Raw genomic sequence first — 21,393 nt, 5'->3', positions numbered from 1 at the left:
GTATCTCGCGGAATGCATGTTTTCTTTACCCCCCTGTGTCATTACGATACGAGGGGTCCATTTTCAGCCTCCTGCGCGGGGTACGACAAACAAAATTATAAGCCCGCGGCAGCTAGTACAGGGTAGCGAAGGCATGGCAAAGAAACCAACGACGACGAGAACTCTCGACAACGACGTGGCCAGGGAACTGGAAAAGGCGCTTGATCTCGACCTCAGCGGCGATGCCGGCGGTGGCGACCTCGACATAGCGGCTTCGATGGAAGATCTGGAAGCGCAGATATCCCAGGCCGCCGACGAACTGGCGCGCGAGGGACGCAACGAGAAGCCGGCGCCCGCGGTCAATCAGAGTCAGGCCGCGCAGAGTCCGGCCGCAAAACCCGCCCTCCAGCCCAAGCCTGCCGAGTTGCGCCCCGTGGAAACACGCAATGGCGCCCAGCCCACTGGTTTCGCGCCGGCCAATGACGATCGCCAGAAGGACTACAAGACGCTCCTGCACAGCCTCAACAGGCGTGCCTCGAACACCATTTACTGGGTCGTCGCCTTTGTCTCACTCGCCTGGATCGCCGGCGCCGGCGGTCTGGCCAACCTCCTTTTCGGACCGAGCATCTGGAGAATCCGCACGCCCGATCAGTTTTTTGCCCGTCCCGAACTGATCGGCCTGGCGATCGCGGCAATCGTGCCCGTCATCCTGTTCTGGGCCTTCGCGACGATGATTCGCCGCGCCCAGGATATGCGCATCGCCGCCCAGTCGATGACCGAAGTGGCCTTCCGCCTGACCGAACCGGAAAACCTTGCCCAGGATCGCGTCATGATGATCGGCCAGGCCGTTCGTCGCGAGGTGGCCGCCATGGGTGAAGGCATCGAGCGCACGCTTGCCCGCGCCGTCGAGCTGGAAACGCTGGTTCATAGCGAGGTCAACCAGATCGAGCGCTCCTACTCGGAGAACGAATCCCGCATCCGTTCGCTGGTCGACGGGCTCGGCAGCGAGCGCGAAGCCGTTGTGACCCATGCCGAGCGCGTGCGCGCCTCGATCACCGGCGCGCATGAGACGCTGAAGGACGAGATCGGCGCCGCCTCCGACATCATCCGCGACAGCATCCTCAATGCGTCAACCAAGCTGTCGATGACGATCACCAATTCCGGCGACACGCTCATCGACCGCATCAATGAAAGCTCGATGTCGATCTTCGATTCGGTGGAAGGCCGGCTCGATTCGATCACCGACCGGCTGTCGACCTCGGGCGAGGCGTTCGCCAGCCTTCTCGACACTCGCATCGCCAAGCTGACCGACACCACCGACGGCCTGACACGGTCGTTGACCGATCTGCTCGACGATCGCACCACCGGCATGGTGTCGCTGCTTGGCGGTGCCGCGCGCACCCTCAATTCCGAATTCGAGGCCAGCCTGAACGGCATCGAGCGGACGCTGGCCGAACGCGGCCAGGCGCTGATCAGTGAGTTCCAGACCCGCGCCGAGGCGCTGGACACCGGAACGCAGAAGCTCAACGCGGCGCTCGAGGCCCGTGCCCGCCAGATCAACGAGACGCTGGTCGAGCGCGCCCGCGAAATCGCGCACACCTTCGCCGAGAGCAAGGACACGCTGTCGGCGATGATCGATCAGGGCAAGACCCAGATCGGCGCCGACATGGCCGACATCGTCACCTCGACCTCCTCCATGCTCGAAGCCCGGGCCAGCGACTTCGCCGGGCGCATGGAAGCCGCGCGTCACGTCGTCTCGCGTTCGTTCGATGGCGACATCCAGCGACTTACCGACGCCCGCGCCGGCATCGAGCAAGCCGTCGAAAATCACAGCCGCATGCTCTCGGAAAGCCGCGAGCAAATGACCGCGGCCATGGAGGCCGACCTGGCGAAGTTCGCCGAAAGCCGCGCCGGCATCGATGCGGCGGTGACCAACCAGGTGCAGAAGCTGGCCGAAGGCCGCAACCTGATCTCACGCGCCCTCGAAGAGGATCTGCGCAAGGTCAATGAATCGCGGGCGGCCATCGATGCATCGCTGGGCGGCCATCTTGAAAGGCTGGAAGAAGGCCGCAACAGGCTCTCCAATGCCTTGAACGAAGACTCCGGAAAGCTGGTGCAAGCACGTACGATCATTGATGAAATGGTTGCCGGCCACGTCGGCAAGCTTGCCGAGGGCCGCAACATCCTGTCGCGCGCCCTGGAAGCTGATCTCGGCAAACTGTCCGACAGTCGCGCCGGTATCGACGGTCTCGTCGCCGGTCAGGTCGAGAAGATCGCCGAGGGTCGTGCCGCGCTCGCCAAGGCGCTGGAAAACGACATCGTCGGCATCAAGAGCCTCATCGAAGCCCATTCCGCCAAGCTGGCGGACGACCGCACGCTGCTTTCCCGTTCCCTCGACGACGATCTGTCCAGCATACGCGGCCTGATCGATAGCCATTCGGGACGGCTGGCCGAAGACCGCAGCCTGCTGTCGCAGACGCTGGAAGCTGACCTTGCCAAATTGGCCGAAAGCCGCTCGAGCATCGATGGGCTGGTTGCCGGTCAGGTCGAGAAGCTGGCCGAAGGCCGCGACATCCTTAAGCGCGCGCTGGAATCCGATCTGAACACGATCAAGGGCGTCATCGCCAGCCAGTCGGAAAGGCTGGCCGAGGATCGCGGCCAGCTTTCACGGGTGCTGGAAGCAGACCTGCAGAATGTGAACAGCGTCATCGCCGATCACATGAACAAGCTCGTTCAGGATCGTTCGACCCTGTCGAAGGCGCTCGAAGACGACCTCGCCAAGCTGGCGGAGAGCCGCTCCAGCATCGATGGATTGGTCGCCGGTCAGGTCGAGAAGCTGTCGGAGGGCCGCAATATCCTGCGGCGTGCCCTGGAAGCCGACCTCAATGCGATCAAGAGCACCGTTGCCGACCAGTCGCAGAAACTGGTCGATGACCGGGCACAGTTTGCCCGCGCGCTCGAGGCTGATATCGAAACCGTCAGCGGCCTGGTCAACAGCCATTCCGAACGGCTCGTGCAGGACCGTTCGACGCTGTCGAATGCACTCGAGACCGACCTCGAAAACGTCAGCGGCCTGGTCAACAATCACGCGGAACGGCTTGTCGAGGAGCGCTCGACCCTGTCGAAGGCGCTCGAAGACGATCTCGCCAAGCTGGCGGAGAGCCGCTCCAGCATCGACGGATTGGTCGCCGGTCAGGTCGAGAAGCTGTCGGAAGGCCGCAACATCCTGCGGCGTGCCCTGGAAGCCGACCTCAATGCGATAAAGAACACCGTTGCCGACCAGTCGCAGAAACTGGTCGATGAACGGGCACAGTTCGCCCGGGCGCTCGAGGCTGATCTCGAAAGCGTCAACGGCCTTGTCAACAGCCACTCCGAACGGCTCGTCCAGGATCGTTCGACGCTGTCGAAGGCACTCGAGGCCGACCTCGAAAACGTCAGCGGCCTGGTCAACAGCCACGCGGAACAGCTTGTCGGGGAGCGCTCGACCCTGTCGAAGGCGCTGGAAGACGATCTCGCCAAGCTGGCGGAGAGCCGCTCCAGCATCGACGGACTGGTCGCCGGCCAGGTCGAGAAGCTCGCCGAAGGCCGCGATATCCTCAAGCGCGCCCTGGAAGCCGACCTGCAGAACCTTTCCGCAAGCCGCGGCGAAATCGACGACATCATCGCCGGACATGTCGGCAAGCTGTCGGAAGGCCGCAATATGCTGGCCCGCGCCTTGGAAGACGATCTCGACAAACTCGCCGAGACCCGCAAGGACGTCGACCGCTCGCTGTCGGGCCATATCGACCAGATCGCCGCAAGAAGCACGGATATTTCCGCCGCTATCGCTGCCGATGTCGAGAAGATCGAGCAGGCGTTCGGCCGCCAGACGGGCATCATCGAGGAGCGCGCCGGCACCATGGAGCGTGCGCTCTCGACAGGCGTCGACAACGTCCGAGCCGTGCTCGAGAAGAGTGCGGTGTTCGTTGCCACCGCGTTGCGCGAAAAGGTCCTGGAAGTCACCAGCACGCTGCATGAGCAGGCCGGTGCCGCGTTCAGTGACGCCGACCGCCAGATCGCGGAGCGCGCCGAGCAGACGTCCGCCGCCCTGCTGGCGAGAGCCGAAGACATCGCCCGCACCTTCGAGGAGGCAGACCGTCGCCTCCACGCCCGTGCCGAAGATACGTCGAACGCCTTGCTGGCCCGCGCGGATGACGCCTCCAGCTCCCTGCTGGCTCGCGCCCATGAAACGGCCGACCAGCTGGCCGCTCGTGCAAGCCAGATCGCCGGCACCTTCGACGTGGCGGACCAGAAGCTCGCCGCCCGCGCCCAGGAAACCGCCGATCAGCTTACCGCCCGCGCCCAGGACACAGCCGACCATATGGCCGCCCGTGCAGCCGAGATTGCCGGCGCGTTCGATGCGGCCGACCAGAAGCTGGTCGCTCGCGCCGTCGAAACGGCCCAGTCGCTGGCCGCGCGCGCCGGCGACATCCTGCGCAACTTCGAAGGCGCCGATCAGCGGCTCGGCATGCGTATCGGCGAATCGGCCGAGGCACTTGCCGCACGTGCCTCTGATCTCGGCCGTATCTTCGATGCCGCAGACCAGCAATTGGTCTCGCGCATCGCCGAAGGTGCGGAAGCGCTGTCGAGCCGTGCGTCGGAAATCGGTCGCATCTTCGACGAAGCCGATCAGCGTCTGGTGTCGCGCATCGCCAACACCTCGTCGACGATCGGCGAGCATGCCGAGACCATCGTCGGCGCCTTTGCCGATACCGAGCAGAGGGTGGCCGAACGCGCAAGGCGGACCGGCCAGGAAATGGCGGTGCACGCCCGCGAGATCGAACAGGCGCTTGCCGGCGCCGACGAGCGGCTCGCATCGAGCGCCGCGGCTGCGGCCGCCCGCGTCGAAGAGCAGGTCTCAGGCGTCGAGAACCGCCTCGCCCACACCGCTGAGACGGTGGGCCAGAAGCTCAGCGAGCAGGTGTCGAACGCCGAGGCGCAACTCGTCTCGCGCGCCAATGTGATCGCGGAGACCTTCACCGCGGTTGGCCAGCATATCGGCCAGAGCACCAATGATGCCGCCAAGACGATCGGCGCCAACACCCGCGAACTCAACACCATGCTCGCGGCGCGTTCGGCCGAAATGTCGAAGATCCTCGACGAAACCGCGCGGCCGCTGGTCGAGCGCTTCGCCCAGGGCGGCTCAGAACTGCAAAAGAGCATGGAAGAGGTCACCGAACGCGCCACCGAGAAGCTGCGCAGCGAGAATGCAGCCCTGGTCAACGCACTCGCCAGCCGCACCGCCGAGACGTTGTCGGCGGTCGAAGGCGCCCGCTCGTCGCTGTCCGACAGCGTCGCCGATCTCATTGGCCGCATGACCAAGTCCAGCTCGCAGCTGGGTCAGTTGATCGAGCAGGCCGCGGTCAATCTCGGCCAGGTCGACGAACGCCTGAGCGGCAGCACGCAAAGCTTCGCCGCCACCACCGAGAAAGCCGCGCAGACCTTTGCCAGCTCGGCACGGCTGGTCGATTCGAACACGACAAGGCTGACGGAACTGTCGTCGTCCACCTTGCGCGAAGTCGCTTCGATCGCCACCAAGTTCGACGAACACAGCCGCCTGCTGGCGAGCGCCTCTGACCTGCTGAGTTCGGCCCAGAGCAATCTCGAGCACACGCTCGAAAGGCAGTCGTCGCTCGAGGATCTCGCTGTCGGCCTGGTTAAGAAGTCGGAAGATCTCGAAAGGGTCATGCGCTCGTTCGAAAATCTCGTCGGCCAGACGCTGCAGAACGCCGAGGGCAAGACGATGGAGTCGGCCGACAAGATCCGCAACGCCATCACCGATGTCGTCGATTCGGCAACCAAGCGCTTCGCCGATGCGACCGAGGAGATGCGGCGCACGGCGGGCTCGATCAAGAGCGAACTCGACCTTACCCGCGCCGAGCTCAAGAAGGGCGTCATCGAGATGCCGGAAGAGGCAAAGGAATCGACCTCGGCCATCCGCCGGGCCGTTTCCGAGCAGATCAACGCCCTGAAAGAGCTTTCGGACATCGTTGCCAAGTCCGGTCGCAGTGGCGGCGGCGATGCCTCCGAGCAACGCAACCTGCGTCCGGCGCCGCAAGCGCCGGCCGCACGCGCCGCCGAACCGCCGCGGCGCGCACCGGCACCGCAGCCGGAACTGCGCGCACCGCAGGCGCCGTTGGGCGGTGCTGCACTGCGCGGCACGCTCGACCTGGAGCGTCCGGCCGAGGCGGCGCCGCGCCAGCGTGCCGATGCCGGCGCCCGCACACCTCAGGGCGGCTGGGTGCGCGATCTCCTGACCGGGGCGTCGCGCGAAGAAGACGCCGCCAGGCCGGCAACGCCGGCGGAAGCACCGCGCGCGGCTCCCGCACAGCGCTCGCCGCTGCATGTCGTGGAATCGCTGAACTCGCTCTCCGTCGATATCGCGCGAGCCATCGACCACGACGCTTCGATCGAGTTGTGGAACCGTTACCGGCGCGGCGAGCGTGACGTCTTCACCCGGCGGCTCTACACGCTGAAGGGCCAGCAGACGTTCGACGAGATCCGTCGCAAATATCAGGCGGAGGCCGAGTTCCGCAGCGCCGTGGACCGTTACTGCGACGATTTCGAGAAGCTGCTCAAGGATGTCTCGCGTAACGATCGCGACAACATCATGGCGCAGACCTATCTGACGTCCGATACCGGCAAGGTCTACACCATGCTGGCCCACGCCAGCGGCCGCCTGCACTGATCGCCCGATAGGGCAAAGACAAAAAGGCGGGAAATTTCCCGCCTTTTTTCATTCTTACCGAATTTTATGCCGTTGGCGCGTCCACACACCGCCGCATCCCTCGCGGGCCTCAGGCATCAGCGTTGTCACAAGCGTTGCGCGATCAAGCCCCTACGCGGATCAGATCACCGTATCCGTCCAGCGCACGATCTGCTTGGCAATGTCCCCAAACGCGTTGTCGAGCGCGCCGACATAGGCGGGATTGCCGCTGCCTGAAACGGGCGCCGATGCGGTGAAGCTCTTGGAGGCTCGCACCTCGCCATTGCGGTCGTTCAATATCCGCACGAACAGGTCGACCTCGGCATGCTCGCCGCCGTCGACGCGCACCTCGAACGAACGGACCTCGACGATTACCTGATAGTCGATCGCCAGGCCCTCGCCCGGCTTGCCGACGCCAGCAAAGCTGCCCGAACGCTGGAACGTCTCGGCCAGCCGCGCCTGCACGATCAGCGGCAGCCGGTCGGCCCATTGCGCGCCCTTGAGATACTGGATCGAGCGATCCGACGGCTTGATGACGATGTTCTGGCTGTCCAGCGCCTTGAGCGCCGACGGCTGGGCGATCAGGATCTGCCGGCGGCTGTGGCCATGCGCGTCGACCGAAGGCGCCGACAGCTCGAAGGTGTCGAGAGGCGCGGGCTTCCCGCCCAACACCGCGCAGCCGGCCAGCGTCAGGGCAAGCAGCGCCGCAGCCGATGTCAACCCGCCCGTTCTCACCCACACAGACTTCACGCGCGATCCCCGTTGTCCCCGGATCGTAAGATCAACCCGCCTTCGCGGCTCATGTTCTTGGGGCGCGCGGAGACCGAAGTCAACGCCGCACCCTGCCATCGAACTGCCGAACCTCACCGTCGCCACCCGAAAGGATGCGCTGCGGATTGCGGCTGAGATCCGTCACCGCCTCCTCGATGCGGCCGATCGATCGGCGGCTGTCCTGCACCAGCGCCTCGACATTCGACAGGCCCTGGCCCGAGAAGCGCGCCAGATTGTCGGTGATGACACCCAGGCGGGCATTCAGCGTGTCGGCAACCTGCTTGAACGATTTCAGCGTATCCCTGGCGTCGGCCATCAAGCCGTTGGCCTGACCCGAGCCGAGCAAGGTGTCGACCTTGGCGAGGATGCCGTCGACACGCACCGAGGCGTCGTTGAGCCGCTGCGCGAGTTGCTTGGCATCCTTGATCGTCTGGTCGATGTCGTCGGCGCGGTTGGCGAACTTGTCTGTCACCTCAGCGATATCCGCGGCCGCCTTGTCGGCGTTTTCGCTGGCCTTCTGGATGTTGGCCAGTGCGGAGCGCACCTGCGCCGGATCGATACCGTCGAGCACGCCGTCGACCTTGGCCAGCGTGCCTTGCGTCCGCTTGGCGAAATCGTTGACGGATCCGACCGCGGTATCGACATTCTTGATCACGCCGTCGAGCTGCCGCGATGTTTCCTTGAGGTTCCCTGTCACCGTGTTCACATTGGCGACAATGCTCTTGATCTGGTCCTTGTCGACGGCATTGAGCAGGCCTTCCGCTGCCTTCAGCGTGCCGTCGAGCTTGCCGGACACGCCTTTCAGTTCGTCGGAGAGCGCGCTGACGCTGGACAGGAACTTGTCGATGCCGTCAGAATTCTTGGCCAGTGCATCGGAGAACGTTTGCGCGTTCTTGACGGTCTGCGTCAGCGGCCCGCGGACGTCCCTGGTGAAGCCTTCGAGTTCCGAGAGCACCTTGTCGGCGCGGGTGAAGATGTTCTGCGCCGTCTGCAGCAGATTGGTCACGGCGGAGGGGTTGGCGACGATCTCGGCGACCTTGCCTTCCTTTTCGGCCTGGTCGAGAAGTTTTACTTCCTTGCGGTCGGCGCCCTTGAGTTCGATATTGGCCTGCCCGGTGAGGCCGGCGAGGCCGATATCGGCCTGCGTCGACTTGGTGATCGGTGTCAGGCGATCGATCTCGGTGTCGGCGATGGCGACGGTCGGATTGTCGACGTCGATATAGACGCGCCTGACATCACCGACCTTGACGCCGTTGAACAGCACGAAACTGCCGCGGCCAAGACCGGAAGCCGAGCCCGGAATACGCACGCGCAGCAACGTCGTCTCGCCCTTGTCGCCGATCGCCGCCGTCCAGTAGACGAAGGCAAACGCCGCCAGGATCGCAGCCAGCGTGAAAATGCCGACAATAACGTAATTGGCTCTGGTTTCCATTGTCCCACTTATGGCTATGCGCGCGCCGCAAGATCAAGTTGCCGGGCGCGTTTTCCGCGGAAATAGGATTTTACCCACGGTTCCTCGCTCTTCAGCATGTCATCGATGGTGCCTTCGACCAGCACTCGCTTCTTGCCAAGGACTGCCACGCGATCGCAAGCGGTGAACAGCGTATCGAGATCGTGCGTCACCATATAGACGGTCAAATCCATCGTATCGCGCAGCTTGACCACCAGTTCGTCGAACTCCGCCGCGCTGATCGGATCGAGGCCGGATGTCGGTTCGTCGAGGAAGACGATGTCTGGATCGAGCGCCAGGGCGCGAGCCAGCGCCGCGCGCTTGATCATGCCGCCGGAAAGTTCGGACGGGAATTTCTGCGCTGCGTCCGGCGGCAGCCCGACCAGCTCGACCTTGAGCATCGCCAGTTCGTCCATCAGCTTTTGCGGCAAATCGAGATATTCGCGCATCGGTACTTGCACGTTCTCCAGTACCGTCAGCGCCGAAAACAGGGCGCCGTGCTGGAACAGCACGCCAAGCCGCATGTCGATGCGCAGGCGCTCCGCCTCATCGGCCTTTTCGACATCGACGCCGAACAGCTTGATCGTGCCCGACTGCTTGCGCGTCAGGCCGAGAATGGTGCGCAACAGAACGGATTTTCCGGCACCCGAGGCGCCGACAAAGCCGAGAATCTCGCCACGCCTGATATCGAGCGACAGCTTGTCGAGTATGAGCTTGTCGGCGAAGGAGACGGTGATGTTGTGCGCGGAAAGCACGATATCGCCCTCGCCGGTTTCGTCCGCGATCGCGACCGCCTTTGTCCTCCTTCGCAGCTTCATCTCAGAACTCGATCGCTGCGTAGAAGATGGCGAAAAGCCCGTCGAGGATGATGACGACGAAAATCGACTTCACCACCGAGGCGGTCACGTGCTGGCCGAGCGATTCCGCGCTGCCGCCGACCTTCATGCCTTCGACCGAGGCAATCGTGCCGATGATCATGGCCATGAACGGCGCCTTGATCAGGCCGGCGAAAATGGTGCTGAGATCGATGGCGACACGCAGCCGGTCGATGAAGGCGGCTGGCGCGATGTCGGAGTACAGCCAGGCCGCGACGATGCCGCCGCCGAGTGCCGCGAAATTGGCGATGATGGTCAGGCACGGCAAGGCGATGACCAGCGCCACCAGCCGCGGAAAGACCAGCACACCGATCGGGTTGAGGCCGATGACCTTCAGCGCGTCGACCTCCTCGCGCATCTTCATCGAGCCGATCTCGGCGGTGATCGCGCTGCCGGAGCGGCCGGCGATCATGATCGCCGTCATCAGCACGCCGAGTTCGCGCAGGATCAGCACGCCGACCAGGTCGACGACGAAGATATCGGCGCCGAAATAGCTGAGCTGATAGGCGCCTTGCTGGGCAACGATTGCGCCGACGATCGCCGACATCAGCACCACGACCGGAATGGCGCCGACGCCCATCCGGTCGATCTGGTTGAAGATCGCCGCCGGATTGACGGCATGGCCACGACCGAGCTTCATCTGCGCGCCACGGATGGTGGCGCCGAGGATGTTCATCGAGGCGAGGAAATCGTCGCGCATCTCGTAGACGCGCCGGCCGACCGCCTCCAGCGCGCGAATGATGATGTTGGGCGGGCCGGCGGCGCCGGATTCGGGTTCGCGTCGAACGGCCTCGCCCACCGCGTCCAGCAGGATGGTAGCGATCTCGCTCTGGCCTTGCATGCTGATCTTGACACCCTTCTTCTCGAAGGCACTGACCAGCCGGTCGATCAGCCAGGCGCCGGCGGTATCCATTTTCTCGATCTTCGAAAGATCGAGCGCCAAAGTCTTGAAACCGCTTCGTTTCTCGATCTTGCGCATTTGCGCGTCGATCAGCGCGACGGTCCGTGTCGTCCAGATACCCGAGAAGGCGCAGCCGAGAACGCTGTCCTCCTCGCCGATCGCCACGCGCGGTTCGTGGTCAGCCTCCCCTGCGGTCGTGCCGCTTGCGTCGCGCTTGCCGATGATCAACATGGCGTCCTGTTTAGCCTGACGGAACCAAGCTGTCGATTTGCCGACTCGCCCGTTGTTGCATAGCCGGAGCAGAAAAATATGGCGCGTGTCATTTCAGTCGAGGCAGAACGTTTCCCGATCGCCGGAACCTTCACCATTTCACGCGGTTCCAAGACCGAAGCCGAGGTCATCACGTGCATGATCAGCGAGGACGGCCACACCGGTCGCGGCGAGTGCGTCCCCTACAAGCGCTATGGCGAGACCATGGACGGCGTCAGCGAGGCGATCGAGGCCATGCGCCAGCGGATCGCCGGCGGCATCAGCCGGGCTGCCTTGCTCGATGCCATGCCGGCCGGAGCTGCCCGCAACGCCATCGACTGCGCGCTGTGGGATCTGGAGGCAAAGATCAGCGGAACATCGGTGGCGAATGCCATGGGCGCTGTTCCTTTAAGGGCGCTGGAAACGGCCTACACGCTGTCGCTGGGTGAGCCGGAGGCGATGGCGGCACAGGCTCGCGCCAACGCGGCGCGGCCGCTGCTCAAGGTCAAGATCGGCGGCGACAACGACATCGCCCGTATCCGCGCCGTCAGGCAGGCCGCACCCGACAGCCGTATCATCCTCGACGCCAATGAGGGCTGGACCGACGACAACATCGTCGCGAACCTCGCCTTTGCCGCCGAGCAAGGCATTGCGCTGATCGAACAGCCGCTGCCGGCCGGCCACGACGAGATCCTGCGCCATATCGCGCACCCCGTGCCGATCTGCGCCGATGAAAGCGTGCATGAGGCTGAGAATCTCGAAGCGCTTGTCGGCCTCTACGAGGCCGTCAACATCAAGCTCGACAAGTCGGGCGGGCTGACGGCCGCATTGACGCTGCGCGATCGCGCCCGTGAACTCGGTTTCGGCGTCATGGTCGGCTGCATGGTCGGTACGTCGCTGGCGATGGCGCCGGCGGTGCTGCTCGCCCAGAATGCCAATTTCGTCGATCTCGACGGTCCGCTGCTGCTTGCCCGCGACCGTGTGCCGGGCCTTGTCTATCGGGGATCGCTGGTGTCACCGCCCGATACGGCGCTGTGGGGCTGAGCGCGCCGCAAGCCCGATCAGCACCAGCCCGACCAAGGCGATCGGGATCATGGCAAAGAAGCCGTCAACGCCGAAACGGTCGTAGAGCGGGCCGGACGCCAGCGTCACCACCGCCATGAAGAAACCATTGGAGAAATAGGCGATGCCTTGTGCGGCACCTGTCCGCTCCTCGGAGACCGTTTCGCCGATCATCTTCTGCAGGCCGATCAGCACCAGCGCCACCGAGACCGAATGCAGCGTCTGGACGCCGAAAAATCCGGCAACGCCAAGGCCGAGCGGCCACACCAGTGGAAAGGCGATCCAGCGCACGATGGCTCCGATCCCTGCCATCACCATGATCGAGGCGACCGAGAACGAGCCGAAAAAGCGGGTGAACATCATGAACATACAGACTTCCGACACCACGCCCCAGGCCCACAAAAGGCCGACGATCGAATCGCTGAGGCCGATCGACTTCCAGTAGATGGAGACGAAGCCGTAGAGGAATGCGTGACTGGCGGTGATGACCCCGACGCCGATGGAAAAATACAGGAAATACGGGTTGAGAAGCTTCGGCGCCGCGTGCTGGATGTCGGTGGCCGACAGCGGCGAGGCGCGTCGCGGACGGCCAAGACGCGGCGCCAGCAAGCCGGCGGCAAGGGCGGCGGCAAGTGCTGCGAAAATGATCACCGGAACGGCCCGAGCGCCGGTTGCCGACAGGATGAAGCCACCGGCGACATTGGCGAACAGATAGGAGATCGAGCCCCATTTGCGCATGCTCGTATAGTTCGAGCCAAAGCGGCGCACACCCGAAAGCGCCAGCGAATCGGCGATCGGCGAATGCGGCGTCCAGACAATGGTCAGCGCCAGCGACACCGCCAGCACCATGGCGTAGGTCGGCGTCAGGAAATAACCGGCCGACAAAAGCAGCGACGCCGCCACCAGCGCGATATAGACATAGGCGCGGTCCCTGGCCCTGTCGGCAAGTGCTGTCAGCAACGGCGTCGTCACCACGCGCAGGAACATCGGTGCCGCCAGGATGACGGCGATCTGCTCGGCATGGAACCCCTTGGCCTGCAGCCACAGCGGGAAATAGGGCAGATGCGTTCCGAGCGGCACGAACAGCGTCGCAAAGATCAGGCTCATGCGCAATTCGAAATGGCGTGGCTTGACGAGTTGTTCGGGCGAAAGCGGCGGCAGCGACATGAATCGATCCAATAACGCTGCACTCGACCGGACGGCAACGTGTATCGATCCCTTAACATGGGCGAAAACCGGACGAAACCGGCTGGCCTAATCGATTAATCCCGAAACCCGCGGCGGATATCGCGTCAGGCCGCCTGCCCCACCCGGTCTTCGAGGAGCAACGGGATGAAGGGTTCGTCCGGCGCCTCGGGCAGCACCTGCGCCCAGGTCAGGATTTCCATCCGGCCGTCGAAATGCTCGACCACCGCCGTGCAGCTTTCCACCCAGTCGCCGGTGTTGATGTATTGGACATCGCCAAAATTCTCGATGGCGGCGTGATGGATATGGCCGCAGATGATGCCGTCGACATGCGAGCGGCGCGCCTCTTCCGCAAGCATGGTCTGGAACGAGCCGATGAAGTTCACCGCTTTCTTGACGTTGACCTTGGCCCATGACGAGAACGACCAGTAAGGCAGGCCGAGCAATTGGCGCAGCCGCGTCACCACGCGGTTGACCAGCATGGCCGCGTCATAGGCGTGGTCGCCGAGATAGGCGAGCCAGCGCGCATTGTGGACGACGGTATCGAACTGGTCGCCATGGATGACGAGCAGCCGCTTGCCGTCGGCGGTTTCGTGGATGGCGCGATCGGCAACGACGATGCCGCCGAAATGCACGCCCTGGAACTGGCGTGCGAATTCGTCATGGTTGCCGGCGATGTAGGTGATGCTGGCGCCCTTGCGGGCCTTGCGCAGCAATTTCTGCACGACGTCATTGTGGCTTTGCGGCCAGTGCCAGGCCCGCCGCAACCGCCAGCCGTCGACGATATCGCCAACCAGATAGATGATATCGGCGTCGTGATATCGAAGGAAATCGATCAGGAATTCGGCCTTGGCCGCCTTCGAGCCGAGATGGACGTCGGAAATGAACATGCTTCGGAAAGTGCGGGGCTCTTGGCCTGACATCGCGATTTCACCCTTGCTTTCGCGCAGGCTATGCCCCGATTCATGCAACAACCGTATGACGGTTGCGATTGGTCCAGCCGAAGGACTAGCTTGCCGCCGGCTCACAAGGAGAAATCATCATGGATCTCGGCATTCGCGGAAAGAAGGCTATCGTCTGCGCTTCGAGCAAGGGGCTTGGGCGCGGCTGCGCCATGGCGCTGGCTGAAGCCGGCTGCGATATCGTTGTCAACGGCCGCAATGCCGAGCTGGTGGCCAAGACCGCCACCGAGCTGCGCCAGCGCTATGGCGTCACGGTGACCGAAGTCGTCGGCGACGTCTCGAAGCCGGAGGTGCAGAAGGCGCTGCTCGCCGCCTGTCCCGAACCGGATATCCTCGTCAACAACAATGGCGGCCCGCCACTGCGAGATTTTCGCGAACTCGATCGCGCAAAGATCCTTGAAGGCGTCACCCAGAACATGGTGACGCCGGTCGAGCTGGTTCAGGCCGTCATCGACGGCATGGCGGCGCGCGGCTTCGGCCGCATCGTCAACATCACCTCGCTGTCGGTCTACGTCCCCATCCCCGGCCTCGACCTGTCGTCGGGCGCGCGCGCCGGCCTGACCTCGTTCCTTGCCGGCGTGGCGCGAACGGTGATCGACCGCAACGTCACCATCAACAACATGCTGCCGGGCAAGCTCGATACCGACCGCCTGCGCGGCCCGCATGAGGCCGGCACACCAGAGGATCCTGCCGCCGCCACTGCGCGCAAGGCCCGCATCAGCGCCGATGTGCCGGCCAAGCGGCTCGGCACGCCGGAGGAGTTCGGCCAGATCTGTGCCTTCCTGTGCTCGGTTCATGCCGGCTACCTGACCGGGCAGAACATACCGGTCGACGGAGGTCTCTACGTCAGCGCCTTTTGATCGACGCGAGTGCCAGGCAGCGGGACTCATCTGCGATGAAATCGGCATAAGCATCTGATAGACCATCGGTTTAGGCGCGCCGCCGGCGAACCCTGCCGGCGCGTCAATTAGCGTCGCGACAAACCTCGGCCGCATGCTAAAAGGAATCTCCAGGCAGATTTCGAGGGAGCGGCCGCATGGAAGGCGAGAGCAAAAAGACGGCACGTTCGGACCTCGACGAAGCCGCCCTCTACTTCCACAAGCATCCAAGACCGGGAAAGCTCGAGATCCAGGCGACCAAGCCGCTCGGCAACCAGCGCGACCTCGCGCTCGCCTATTCGCCAGGCGTCGCCGCCCCTTGCCTCGAAATCCGCGACGATCCGGCGACTGCCGCCGACTACACCGCGCGGGCCAATCTGGTCGGCGTCGTCTCCAACGGATCGGCCGTGCTCGGTCTCGGCAATATCGGCCCGCTGGCCTCCAAGCCGGTCATGGAAGGCAAGGCTGTCCTGTTCAAGAAATTCGCCGGCATCGACGTCTTCGACATCGAGATCGATGCGCCGGAAATCGAGCGCATGGTCGAGACGATCTCGGCGCTGGAACCGACCTTCGGCGGCATCAACCTCGAAGACATCAAGGCGCCCGAATGCTTCGAGGTCGAGGAACAGTTGAAAGCCCGCATGGGCATTCCGGTGTTCCACGACGACCAGCACGGCACCGCCATCATCGTCGCCGCCGCCGTGCTCAATGGACTGGAGTTCGCCGGCAAGACCATCTCGGACATCAAGATCGTCACGTCAGGTGCGGGTGCGGCGGCCCTTGCCTGCCTCAACCTCTTGGTCTCGCTTGGCGCGCGGGTGGAAAACATCTGGGTCACCGACCGTTTCGGCGTCGCCTACAAGGGCCGCGTCGACGAGATGGACCGCTGGAAAGACCCCTATGTGAAGGACACCGACGCGCGCACGCTGGCCGATGTCATCCCCGGCGCCGACGTCTTCCTCGGCCTCTCGGCGGCAGGCGTGCTGAAGCCGGAACTGTTGCAGCACATGGCCCCGAAACCGTTGATCCTGGCGCTGGCCAACCCCAATCCGGAGATCATGCCGGAAGCGGCGCGCGCCGCGCGTCCCGATGCGATGATCTGCACGGGCAGGTCCGATTTTCCCAATCAGGTCAACAACGTACTGTGCTTTCCTTACATCTTTCGCGGTGCGCTAGATTGTGGCGCCAGCGCCATCAACGAGGAGATGAAGATGGCGGCGGTGCGGGCGATCGCAGCGCTTGCCCGAGAAGAACCCTCCGATGTCGCGGCACGCGCCTATTCCGGCGAGACGCCGATCTTCGGGCCCGAGTTCCTGATCCCCTCGCCCTTCGATCCGCGCCTGATCCTGCGCATCGCTCCGGCGGTCGCCAGGGCGGCCTGCGACACTGGTGTCGCGACAAGGCCGATCAGCGACTTCGCCGCCTATATCGACAAGCTGAACCGCTTTGTCTTCCGCTCCGGCCTGGTGATGAAGCCGGTGTTCTCGTCCGCCAAGGCGTCGGCCGCCAAGCGCGTCATCTATGCCGACGGTGAAGACGAGCGCGTATTGCGCGCCGCCCAGGTGGTGCTCGAGGAAGGCATCGCCGAGCCGATCCTGATCGGCCGCCCGCATGTCATCGATGTGCGCCTGAAGCGCTACGGCTTGCGCATCAAGCCCGGCGTCGATTTCGGCCTGATCAATCCCGAGGACGATCCGCGCTATCGCCACTATGTCGACCTGCTCATCGAACTCGCCGGCCGGCGCGGTGTGACGACGGAAGCGGCGCGCACCATGGTGCGCACCGACAACACGGTCATCGCCGCGCTGGCGCTGAAGCGCGGCGATGCCGACGCCATGGTTTGCGGGCTTGAAGGGCGCTTCGAGCGGCATCTGCGCAATGTCACTTTGATCATCGGTCCTCGCGCCGGCATCAAGGATCATGACCTGTCGACACTTTCGATGCTGATCTCGCAGCGCGGCATTATCTTCCTGACCGACACGCATGTCTCCGTCGACCCGACGGCCGAAGAGATTGCCGAAATGACGGTGCTGGCGGCGGAAGAAATCCAGCGCTTCGGCATCGAGCCGAAGGCGGCGCTGCTGTCGCATTCGGATTTCGGCTCGCGCGATTCGCCGAGCGCGCTCAAGATGCGGCAAGCGGCGGCGATCCTGGCGCGCATCGCGCCCGAGCTGGAGTGCGACGGCGAGATGCATGCGGACACTGCCTTGTCGGAGCATCTGCGCCAGCGCGTCTATCCTCACTCCAGACTGAAGGGTGAAGCCAATCTGCTGGTCTTCCCCAACCTCGATTCCGCCAACATCACGCTGACCGCGCTCAGGACCATGATGGACGCGCTGCATGTCGGACCGATCCTGCTCGGCACCGACATGCCGGCGCATATTTTGACGCCGTCGGTCACGTCGCGCGGCGTCGTCAACATGACGGCGCTTGCCGTGGTCGAAGCCGCCCACAAGGCGCAAGCGGTCGTCAATCTGGGCTAAACACGGATTTCGCGGTAAACTGCAGTTAACCGCGGACACGGTAGCCTTGCGGACGAACAGGCGGAGTTTGGGCGGATGGCAAGCGGAGGGTGGAAGCAGGCGCGTGCTGCCGTGCTGCTTGGCCTTTTGCTGTCCGGCAGCTGGGTAGCCGAGCCACAGGCCGCCTCGCGGGCCTGCCGGCAGCTGGAAGCCGATCTTGCCGCTGCCTCACGCGGCGGCGGTGGCGGTCCGGCGTTGATCCGGAAATACGACGCCGCTATCGAACGGCAAGTCGAACAGATATCGAGGGCCCGCAGCCAGTCCAGCAGCGCCGGTTGCGGTTTTTCACTGTTCAGCCGCAACGTCCGCGAGTGCGCCGCGCTCAACGCCACCATCGACCGCATGAGTACCAATCTCGATAGCCTGCAGGCCAAGCGCGCCCGGCTCGCCAGCGGCGGCTCACGCCGCGACCGCGGCCGCATCCTGGCGGCGCTCGACGCCAAGGGTTGCCGAGACGACACCGTTGCACCGCAGCGCGCGCCGCTGCAGGAAGCGAATCGGGAAGACGGCAACGCAAACCTGTTCGACCAGCTTTTCGGCGGCAATAGCCAGCAGCTCGATATGCTCGATGAGCCTGACGATCTCGGCGAGGAACGCAATGGCAGCCGGGTGCTCAACCGGCCCGGCGTACCGGATTTTCCGGGCGGCGGCGGTGAGTTCCACACCACATGCGTGCGCACCTGCGACGGCTACTTCTTCCCGATGTCGAACTCGGCCTCCACAAGCGATTTCGAACGCGACCAGAAGAATTGCGAATCGAGCTGCCCGGGCACCGAGATGCAGGTTTTCTATTCACGCGGCATGGACGATGATTCGGCTGACATGACGTCGTCGGTCACCGGCAGGCCCTACAGCGAATTGCCGACCGCCTATCTCTACAAGCAGTCCAACATGTCGCGACCGCCGGCTTGCGGCTGCAACGCCGCGCAGAATTTCCAGATCATCGCCGGCAATCCGCCGAACCCTGAGCAGTCGCAGCCCGAAACGGACGCGGCACCGTTCATTCCGACCCCGGTTTCCAAGCCCGATCCGGGTACCGATCCGGAAACCCTGGCCAATCTTGAGGGCGGTCTCGACCGCGAGGCGATCAAGCGGCTTTCCGCCAAGCCGGTGCCGTCGCCGGTGTCCGCCTTGCCGCCGGAGCAGCGCAAGGTCAGGGTCGTCGGGCCAGCGTTCCTTCCCGACCCATCAGCGGCAATAGATCTGCAAGCTCCGGCCCCGAAGGCAGTCCGGTAAGGGCGAGCCTCAGCGGCATGAACAACGCCTTGCCCTTGCGGCCGGTCGCTTCCCTGATCTTGCCCGTCCAGTCCTTCCAGATCGTCCCGCTCCAGGGTTCCTCAGGCAGAAGATCGAAGGCCTGGCCTAGGAAATCGCGATCGTCATCGGAAAATTCCGGCCTCTCCAGCGGACCCTCGCGCAAAATACGCCACCATCTCACCGCATCGGCCAGCCTGTCGAGATTGCCGCGCACCGCCAGCCAGAACGGTTCAGCCTGCTCACCCGAGACGCCGAGCACTATCAGCCGGTCCTGCACCTCGGAGAACGGCATATGGTGCAACAGCGCCCGGTTGAGTACGAACAGTTCGTCGGGATCGAACTTCGCCGCCGATTTCGATGTCGCCGCCGGATCGAAGCGTTCGGCGAGTTCGGCCATATCAGGCACCGCCGCGACATTCTCCGAGGTGCCGACCAGCACGGCCAGCGAAGCGACGGCCATCGGCTCGATGCCGTCCTCGCGCAGGCTTTCGATGGAGAGCGCGCCGGTGCGCTTCGACAGCCCCTCGCCCGATGCCGTGGTCAGGAGGTTGTGGTGGCCGAACACCGGCGGCTCGGCGGCCAGCGCCTGGAACAGGGCGATCTGCACGCCGGTGTTGGTGACATGGTCGTCGCCGCGGATGACATGGCTGACGCCCATCTCGATGTCGTCGACCACCGAAGGCAGCGTATAGAGATAGGTGCCGTCCTCGCGCAGCAGGACCGGGTCCGACAGCGAGGCAAGGTCGACGGTTTCCTCGCCGCGCACCAGATCGTGCCAATGGATTTCGGTGCGTTCGGGCTGCAGCGGATCGCCGGAGAAATTGGGCAACAGGAAACGCCAGTGCGGCCGGCGGCCATCGGCCTGGTATTCGGCGATCTGCTCCTGCGAAAGCGCCAGCGCCTCGCGGCCATAGACCGGCGGCAGGCCGCGCGTGCGGCGCACCTTGCGCCTGAGATCGAGTTCCTCCGGCGTTTCGTAGCAGGCGTAGAGAACGCCGGCCGCCTTCAGCCTCTCGACCGCCGCGTCATAGACCTCGAAGCGCCGCGACTGGTATTCGGTGGCATCCGGGAAAATGCCGAGCCAATGCAGGTCGTAGAGGATGGCGTCGGAAAATTCCTGCTTCGAGCGGGCAATGTCGGTGTCGTCGAAACGCTGGATGAAGCGGCCCTTGTTGTTCATGGCAAACAGCCAGTTGAACAGGGCGGTGCGCGCATTGCCGATATGGATGCGGCCGGTTGGCGACGGGGCGAAACGAACGGTAACTGTCATGAACGGGGCGTACCGGATGCTTTTGTGGTTGACAAGACGCGCCCCCGCGCCGTGCGGCAGACATAGAACATGGCAACCGGAATGAAAAGGCGATCAGTGGCCGAAGTCATCGGAACTGAGGCGGGTCCAGCGGTCGCCCATCAACCCACCGATGAAGATGTCGCCGGAGCGGACCGCTTCCGTGACCTCAGCGATTCGCGAGCGGACCATCGTCCCCCCGGCATAGCGGAAGAAGAGATTCTTGTAGCCGAAGAGCTGAGGCCTGAATCTGCTCTGCGACTGCCCGGTGATGCCCACGCAGCCCATATCCCACGCGGCCGCGACAAGGCCATCCAGCGTCGCGCCCCAGTGAGATCCGGACGCCTGGATCTGCAACAGGCTCGCGATGCCGCCGGCTTGACCGTAGAAGGCATAGCAACCGAGCATTTTGCCCGTTTCATCGTAAGTCCCGCCGAAATGAAGTGGCCCGTCGGCCCGCTTCTCGGCCGCCAGCGCGAGCAGCCGTGGCAGCTCGCCATCCTTCCAACTCGGTCGAAGAGCGTAATCGGACAGGAGGGTCGGCAGCCGCTCGGCAAATTGCGCGGCATCGATCGGCTCATGTTGGACCCGTTGCGACGATGAAAGCTGGACGGGATGCTCGAACTTTCTTTTCGCAAGAGCATCGAATGCTCGCGCGCTGGGATCGAGTGCAAGGCGAGGCAGATTTACGGTGCAGCACTGCGACGGCCATTCCGGCCGGCCGGAAAATACAGGTCCATCCCAGACAATGCACCGGCAGGAGCTGATACTTCATCGGGCGCGCGAAGGGCAAGGATGTCCGGTTTGTCGAATCGGTCAGCTGCAGGTCGAATTCGCCTTGATTCAAGGCACGCAGCAATTGTGGTGCGGCCGAGCCATGATCGGTGCCGGCCATCAGCGGACCGATGATCGCCGCATTCAATGCCGTTCCGTTGAGCTCGAAGCGGGCTTTCAAGACGCCGAGGAACCCACCCAGACGACCCTGCGGATTGATCTGGACAAGAGCGTTGCTCGCACCGGACTGGCCGGCAGGGTCAAGATAAATCTCTCTCATATACTCGGCCGTCTCCGCGATCGCGCGATCGAGGAGGTGACGCCGCCGGCGGCGAAACTTCGTCAGGAAGAGTGCGGCGACGCGCTCGAGATCTTCGGCTACGAGCGGCCGAACCGAGCCGTGCCGAGATTCCAGCACCGACGGCGCGGCCATCTTTTCCGGACCGGCATTTGCGGAAACAAGATGCATCGTGAAGCCTATCTGCCGCAGGGCGA

The 21,393-nt window shown here is 64.0% G+C and carries 14 protein-coding genes; 5 read left to right on the top strand and 9 right to left on the bottom strand.

Going from position 1 to position 21,393, the window contains the following annotated elements; translation table 11 throughout:
* Positions 1-133 precede the first annotated feature (133 nt).
* Positions 134-6,706 (top strand): apolipoprotein A-IV repeat region-like domain-containing protein, encoded by a 6,573-nt coding sequence (locus tag ACFSQT_RS23930; protein WP_379022780.1) that lies wholly within the window; start codon positions 134-136, stop codon positions 6,704-6,706.
* 159 nt (positions 6,707-6,865) lie between these two features.
* Here the strand turns inward: ACFSQT_RS23930 and ACFSQT_RS23925 are convergent, their stop codons facing one another.
* From ACFSQT_RS23925 to ACFSQT_RS23910, 4 genes are all read right to left on the bottom strand, one after another.
* Positions 6,866-7,474, bottom strand: a complete 609-nt coding sequence (locus tag ACFSQT_RS23925; RefSeq protein WP_417568617.1) for an ABC-type transport auxiliary lipoprotein family protein — start codon at positions 7,472-7,474, stop codon at positions 6,866-6,868.
* A 79-nt stretch (positions 7,475-7,553) separates the two neighbouring features.
* Entirely contained in the window at positions 7,554-8,927 is a 1,374-nt protein-coding gene (locus ACFSQT_RS23920) for an MlaD family protein (protein ID WP_379022776.1), read from the bottom strand.
* A 14-nt stretch (positions 8,928-8,941) separates the two neighbouring features.
* The gene (locus ACFSQT_RS23915; protein ID WP_379022774.1) at positions 8,942-9,763 is read right to left on the bottom strand and encodes an ABC transporter ATP-binding protein; all 822 of its coding nucleotides are present in this window, start codon (positions 9,761-9,763) and stop codon (positions 8,942-8,944) included.
* Between the two features lies 1 nt (position 9,764).
* Positions 9,765-10,952 carry an ABC transporter permease gene (locus ACFSQT_RS23910; RefSeq protein WP_379022772.1) on the bottom strand — a complete coding sequence of 396 codons (1,188 nt, stop codon included), beginning with the start codon at positions 10,950-10,952 and terminating at the stop codon, positions 9,765-9,767.
* Between the two features lie 78 nt (positions 10,953-11,030).
* Here ACFSQT_RS23910 and dgcA point away from each other — a divergent pair, with 78 nt between their 5' ends.
* Positions 11,031-12,014 (top strand): N-acetyl-D-Glu racemase DgcA, encoded by a 984-nt coding sequence (dgcA, locus tag ACFSQT_RS23905; RefSeq protein WP_379022770.1) that lies wholly within the window; start codon positions 11,031-11,033, stop codon positions 12,012-12,014.
* Here the strand turns inward: dgcA and ACFSQT_RS23900 are convergent.
* The gene (locus ACFSQT_RS23900; RefSeq protein WP_379022768.1) at positions 11,985-13,199 is read right to left on the bottom strand and encodes an MFS transporter; all 1,215 of its coding nucleotides are present in this window, start codon (positions 13,197-13,199) and stop codon (positions 11,985-11,987) included. The two genes, dgcA and ACFSQT_RS23900, sit on opposite strands and share 30 nt — an antisense overlap.
* A gap of 125 nt (positions 13,200-13,324) precedes the next feature.
* Complete coding sequence (locus tag ACFSQT_RS23895; RefSeq protein ID WP_379022766.1) at positions 13,325-14,107, bottom strand: UDP-2,3-diacylglucosamine diphosphatase; 783 nt, start codon at positions 14,105-14,107, stop codon at positions 13,325-13,327.
* Positions 14,108-14,259: 152 nt separating this feature from the next.
* On the opposite strand from ACFSQT_RS23895, the gene ACFSQT_RS23890 reads away from it, so the two are divergent.
* The 3 genes from ACFSQT_RS23890 to ACFSQT_RS23880 all read left to right on the top strand — a co-directional run bounded on the left by ACFSQT_RS23890 (position 14,260) and on the right by ACFSQT_RS23880 (position 18,815).
* Complete coding sequence (locus ACFSQT_RS23890) at positions 14,260-15,039, top strand: SDR family oxidoreductase (protein WP_379022764.1); 780 nt, start codon at positions 14,260-14,262, stop codon at positions 15,037-15,039.
* 176 nt (positions 15,040-15,215) lie between these two features.
* Positions 15,216-17,540: an NADP-dependent malic enzyme gene (locus tag ACFSQT_RS23885; RefSeq protein WP_379022762.1), complete on the top strand. Its 2,325-nt coding sequence runs from the start codon at positions 15,216-15,218 to the stop codon at positions 17,538-17,540.
* Between the two features lie 75 nt (positions 17,541-17,615).
* A complete protein-coding gene (locus ACFSQT_RS23880) occupies positions 17,616-18,815 on the top strand; it encodes a DUF2865 domain-containing protein (RefSeq protein WP_379022760.1) in 1,200 nt (399 codons plus the stop codon).
* Here the strand turns inward: ACFSQT_RS23880 and gltX are convergent.
* The 3 genes from gltX to ACFSQT_RS23865 all read right to left on the bottom strand — a co-directional run bounded on the left by gltX (position 18,733) and on the right by ACFSQT_RS23865 (position 21,367).
* Positions 18,733-20,106: a glutamate--tRNA ligase gene (gene gltX / locus ACFSQT_RS23875; protein WP_379022758.1), complete on the bottom strand. Its 1,374-nt coding sequence runs from the start codon at positions 20,104-20,106 to the stop codon at positions 18,733-18,735. The genes ACFSQT_RS23880 and gltX overlap by 83 nt on opposite strands.
* 93 nt (positions 20,107-20,199) lie before the next feature.
* Positions 20,200-20,532, bottom strand: a complete 333-nt coding sequence (locus ACFSQT_RS23870; RefSeq protein ID WP_379022756.1) for a hypothetical protein — start codon at positions 20,530-20,532, stop codon at positions 20,200-20,202.
* 169 nt (positions 20,533-20,701) lie between these two features.
* A complete protein-coding gene (locus ACFSQT_RS23865; RefSeq protein WP_379022754.1) occupies positions 20,702-21,367 on the bottom strand; it encodes a hypothetical protein in 666 nt (221 codons plus the stop codon).
* Between the last annotated feature and the right edge of the window lie 26 nt (positions 21,368-21,393).

The organism is Mesorhizobium calcicola (assembly GCF_042682105.1).
In the GTDB taxonomy this organism is placed as follows: Bacteria; Pseudomonadota; Alphaproteobacteria; order Rhizobiales; family Rhizobiaceae; genus Mesorhizobium; species Mesorhizobium calcicola.
The sequence above is the reverse complement of the archived record's forward strand: the minus strand, read 5'-3'. Positions and strand labels throughout refer to the sequence as shown.

Excerpts from the sequence above, each read along its gene's own strand:
- ACFSQT_RS23880 (WP_379022760.1), top strand. The coding sequence starts at position 17,616 with ATGGCAAGCGGAGGGTGGAAGCAGGCGCGTGCTGCCGTGCTGCTTGGC.
- gltX (WP_379022758.1), bottom strand. The coding sequence starts at position 20,106 with ATGACAGTTACCGTTCGTTTCGCCCCGTCGCCAACCGGCCGCATCCAT.
- ACFSQT_RS23910 (WP_379022772.1), bottom strand. The coding sequence starts at position 10,952 with ATGTTGATCATCGGCAAGCGCGACGCAAGCGGCACGACCGCAGGGGAG.
- ACFSQT_RS23920 (WP_379022776.1), bottom strand. The coding sequence starts at position 8,927 with ATGGAAACCAGAGCCAATTACGTTATTGTCGGCATTTTCACGCTGGCT.
- ACFSQT_RS23900 (WP_379022768.1), bottom strand. The coding sequence starts at position 13,199 with ATGTCGCTGCCGCCGCTTTCGCCCGAACAACTCGTCAAGCCACGCCAT.
- ACFSQT_RS23865 (WP_379022754.1), bottom strand. The coding sequence starts at position 21,367 with ATGCATCTTGTTTCCGCAAATGCCGGTCCGGAAAAGATGGCCGCGCCG.
- ACFSQT_RS23885 (WP_379022762.1), top strand. The coding sequence starts at position 15,216 with ATGGAAGGCGAGAGCAAAAAGACGGCACGTTCGGACCTCGACGAAGCC.
- dgcA (WP_379022770.1), top strand. The coding sequence starts at position 11,031 with ATGGCGCGTGTCATTTCAGTCGAGGCAGAACGTTTCCCGATCGCCGGA.
- ACFSQT_RS23930 (WP_379022780.1), top strand. The coding sequence starts at position 134 with ATGGCAAAGAAACCAACGACGACGAGAACTCTCGACAACGACGTGGCC.
- ACFSQT_RS23890 (WP_379022764.1), top strand. The coding sequence starts at position 14,260 with ATGGATCTCGGCATTCGCGGAAAGAAGGCTATCGTCTGCGCTTCGAGC.
- ACFSQT_RS23895 (WP_379022766.1), bottom strand. The coding sequence starts at position 14,107 with ATGTTCATTTCCGACGTCCATCTCGGCTCGAAGGCGGCCAAGGCCGAA.
- ACFSQT_RS23870 (WP_379022756.1), bottom strand. The coding sequence starts at position 20,532 with ATGCTCGGTTGCTATGCCTTCTACGGTCAAGCCGGCGGCATCGCGAGC.
- ACFSQT_RS23915 (WP_379022774.1), bottom strand. The coding sequence starts at position 9,763 with ATGAAGCTGCGAAGGAGGACAAAGGCGGTCGCGATCGCGGACGAAACC.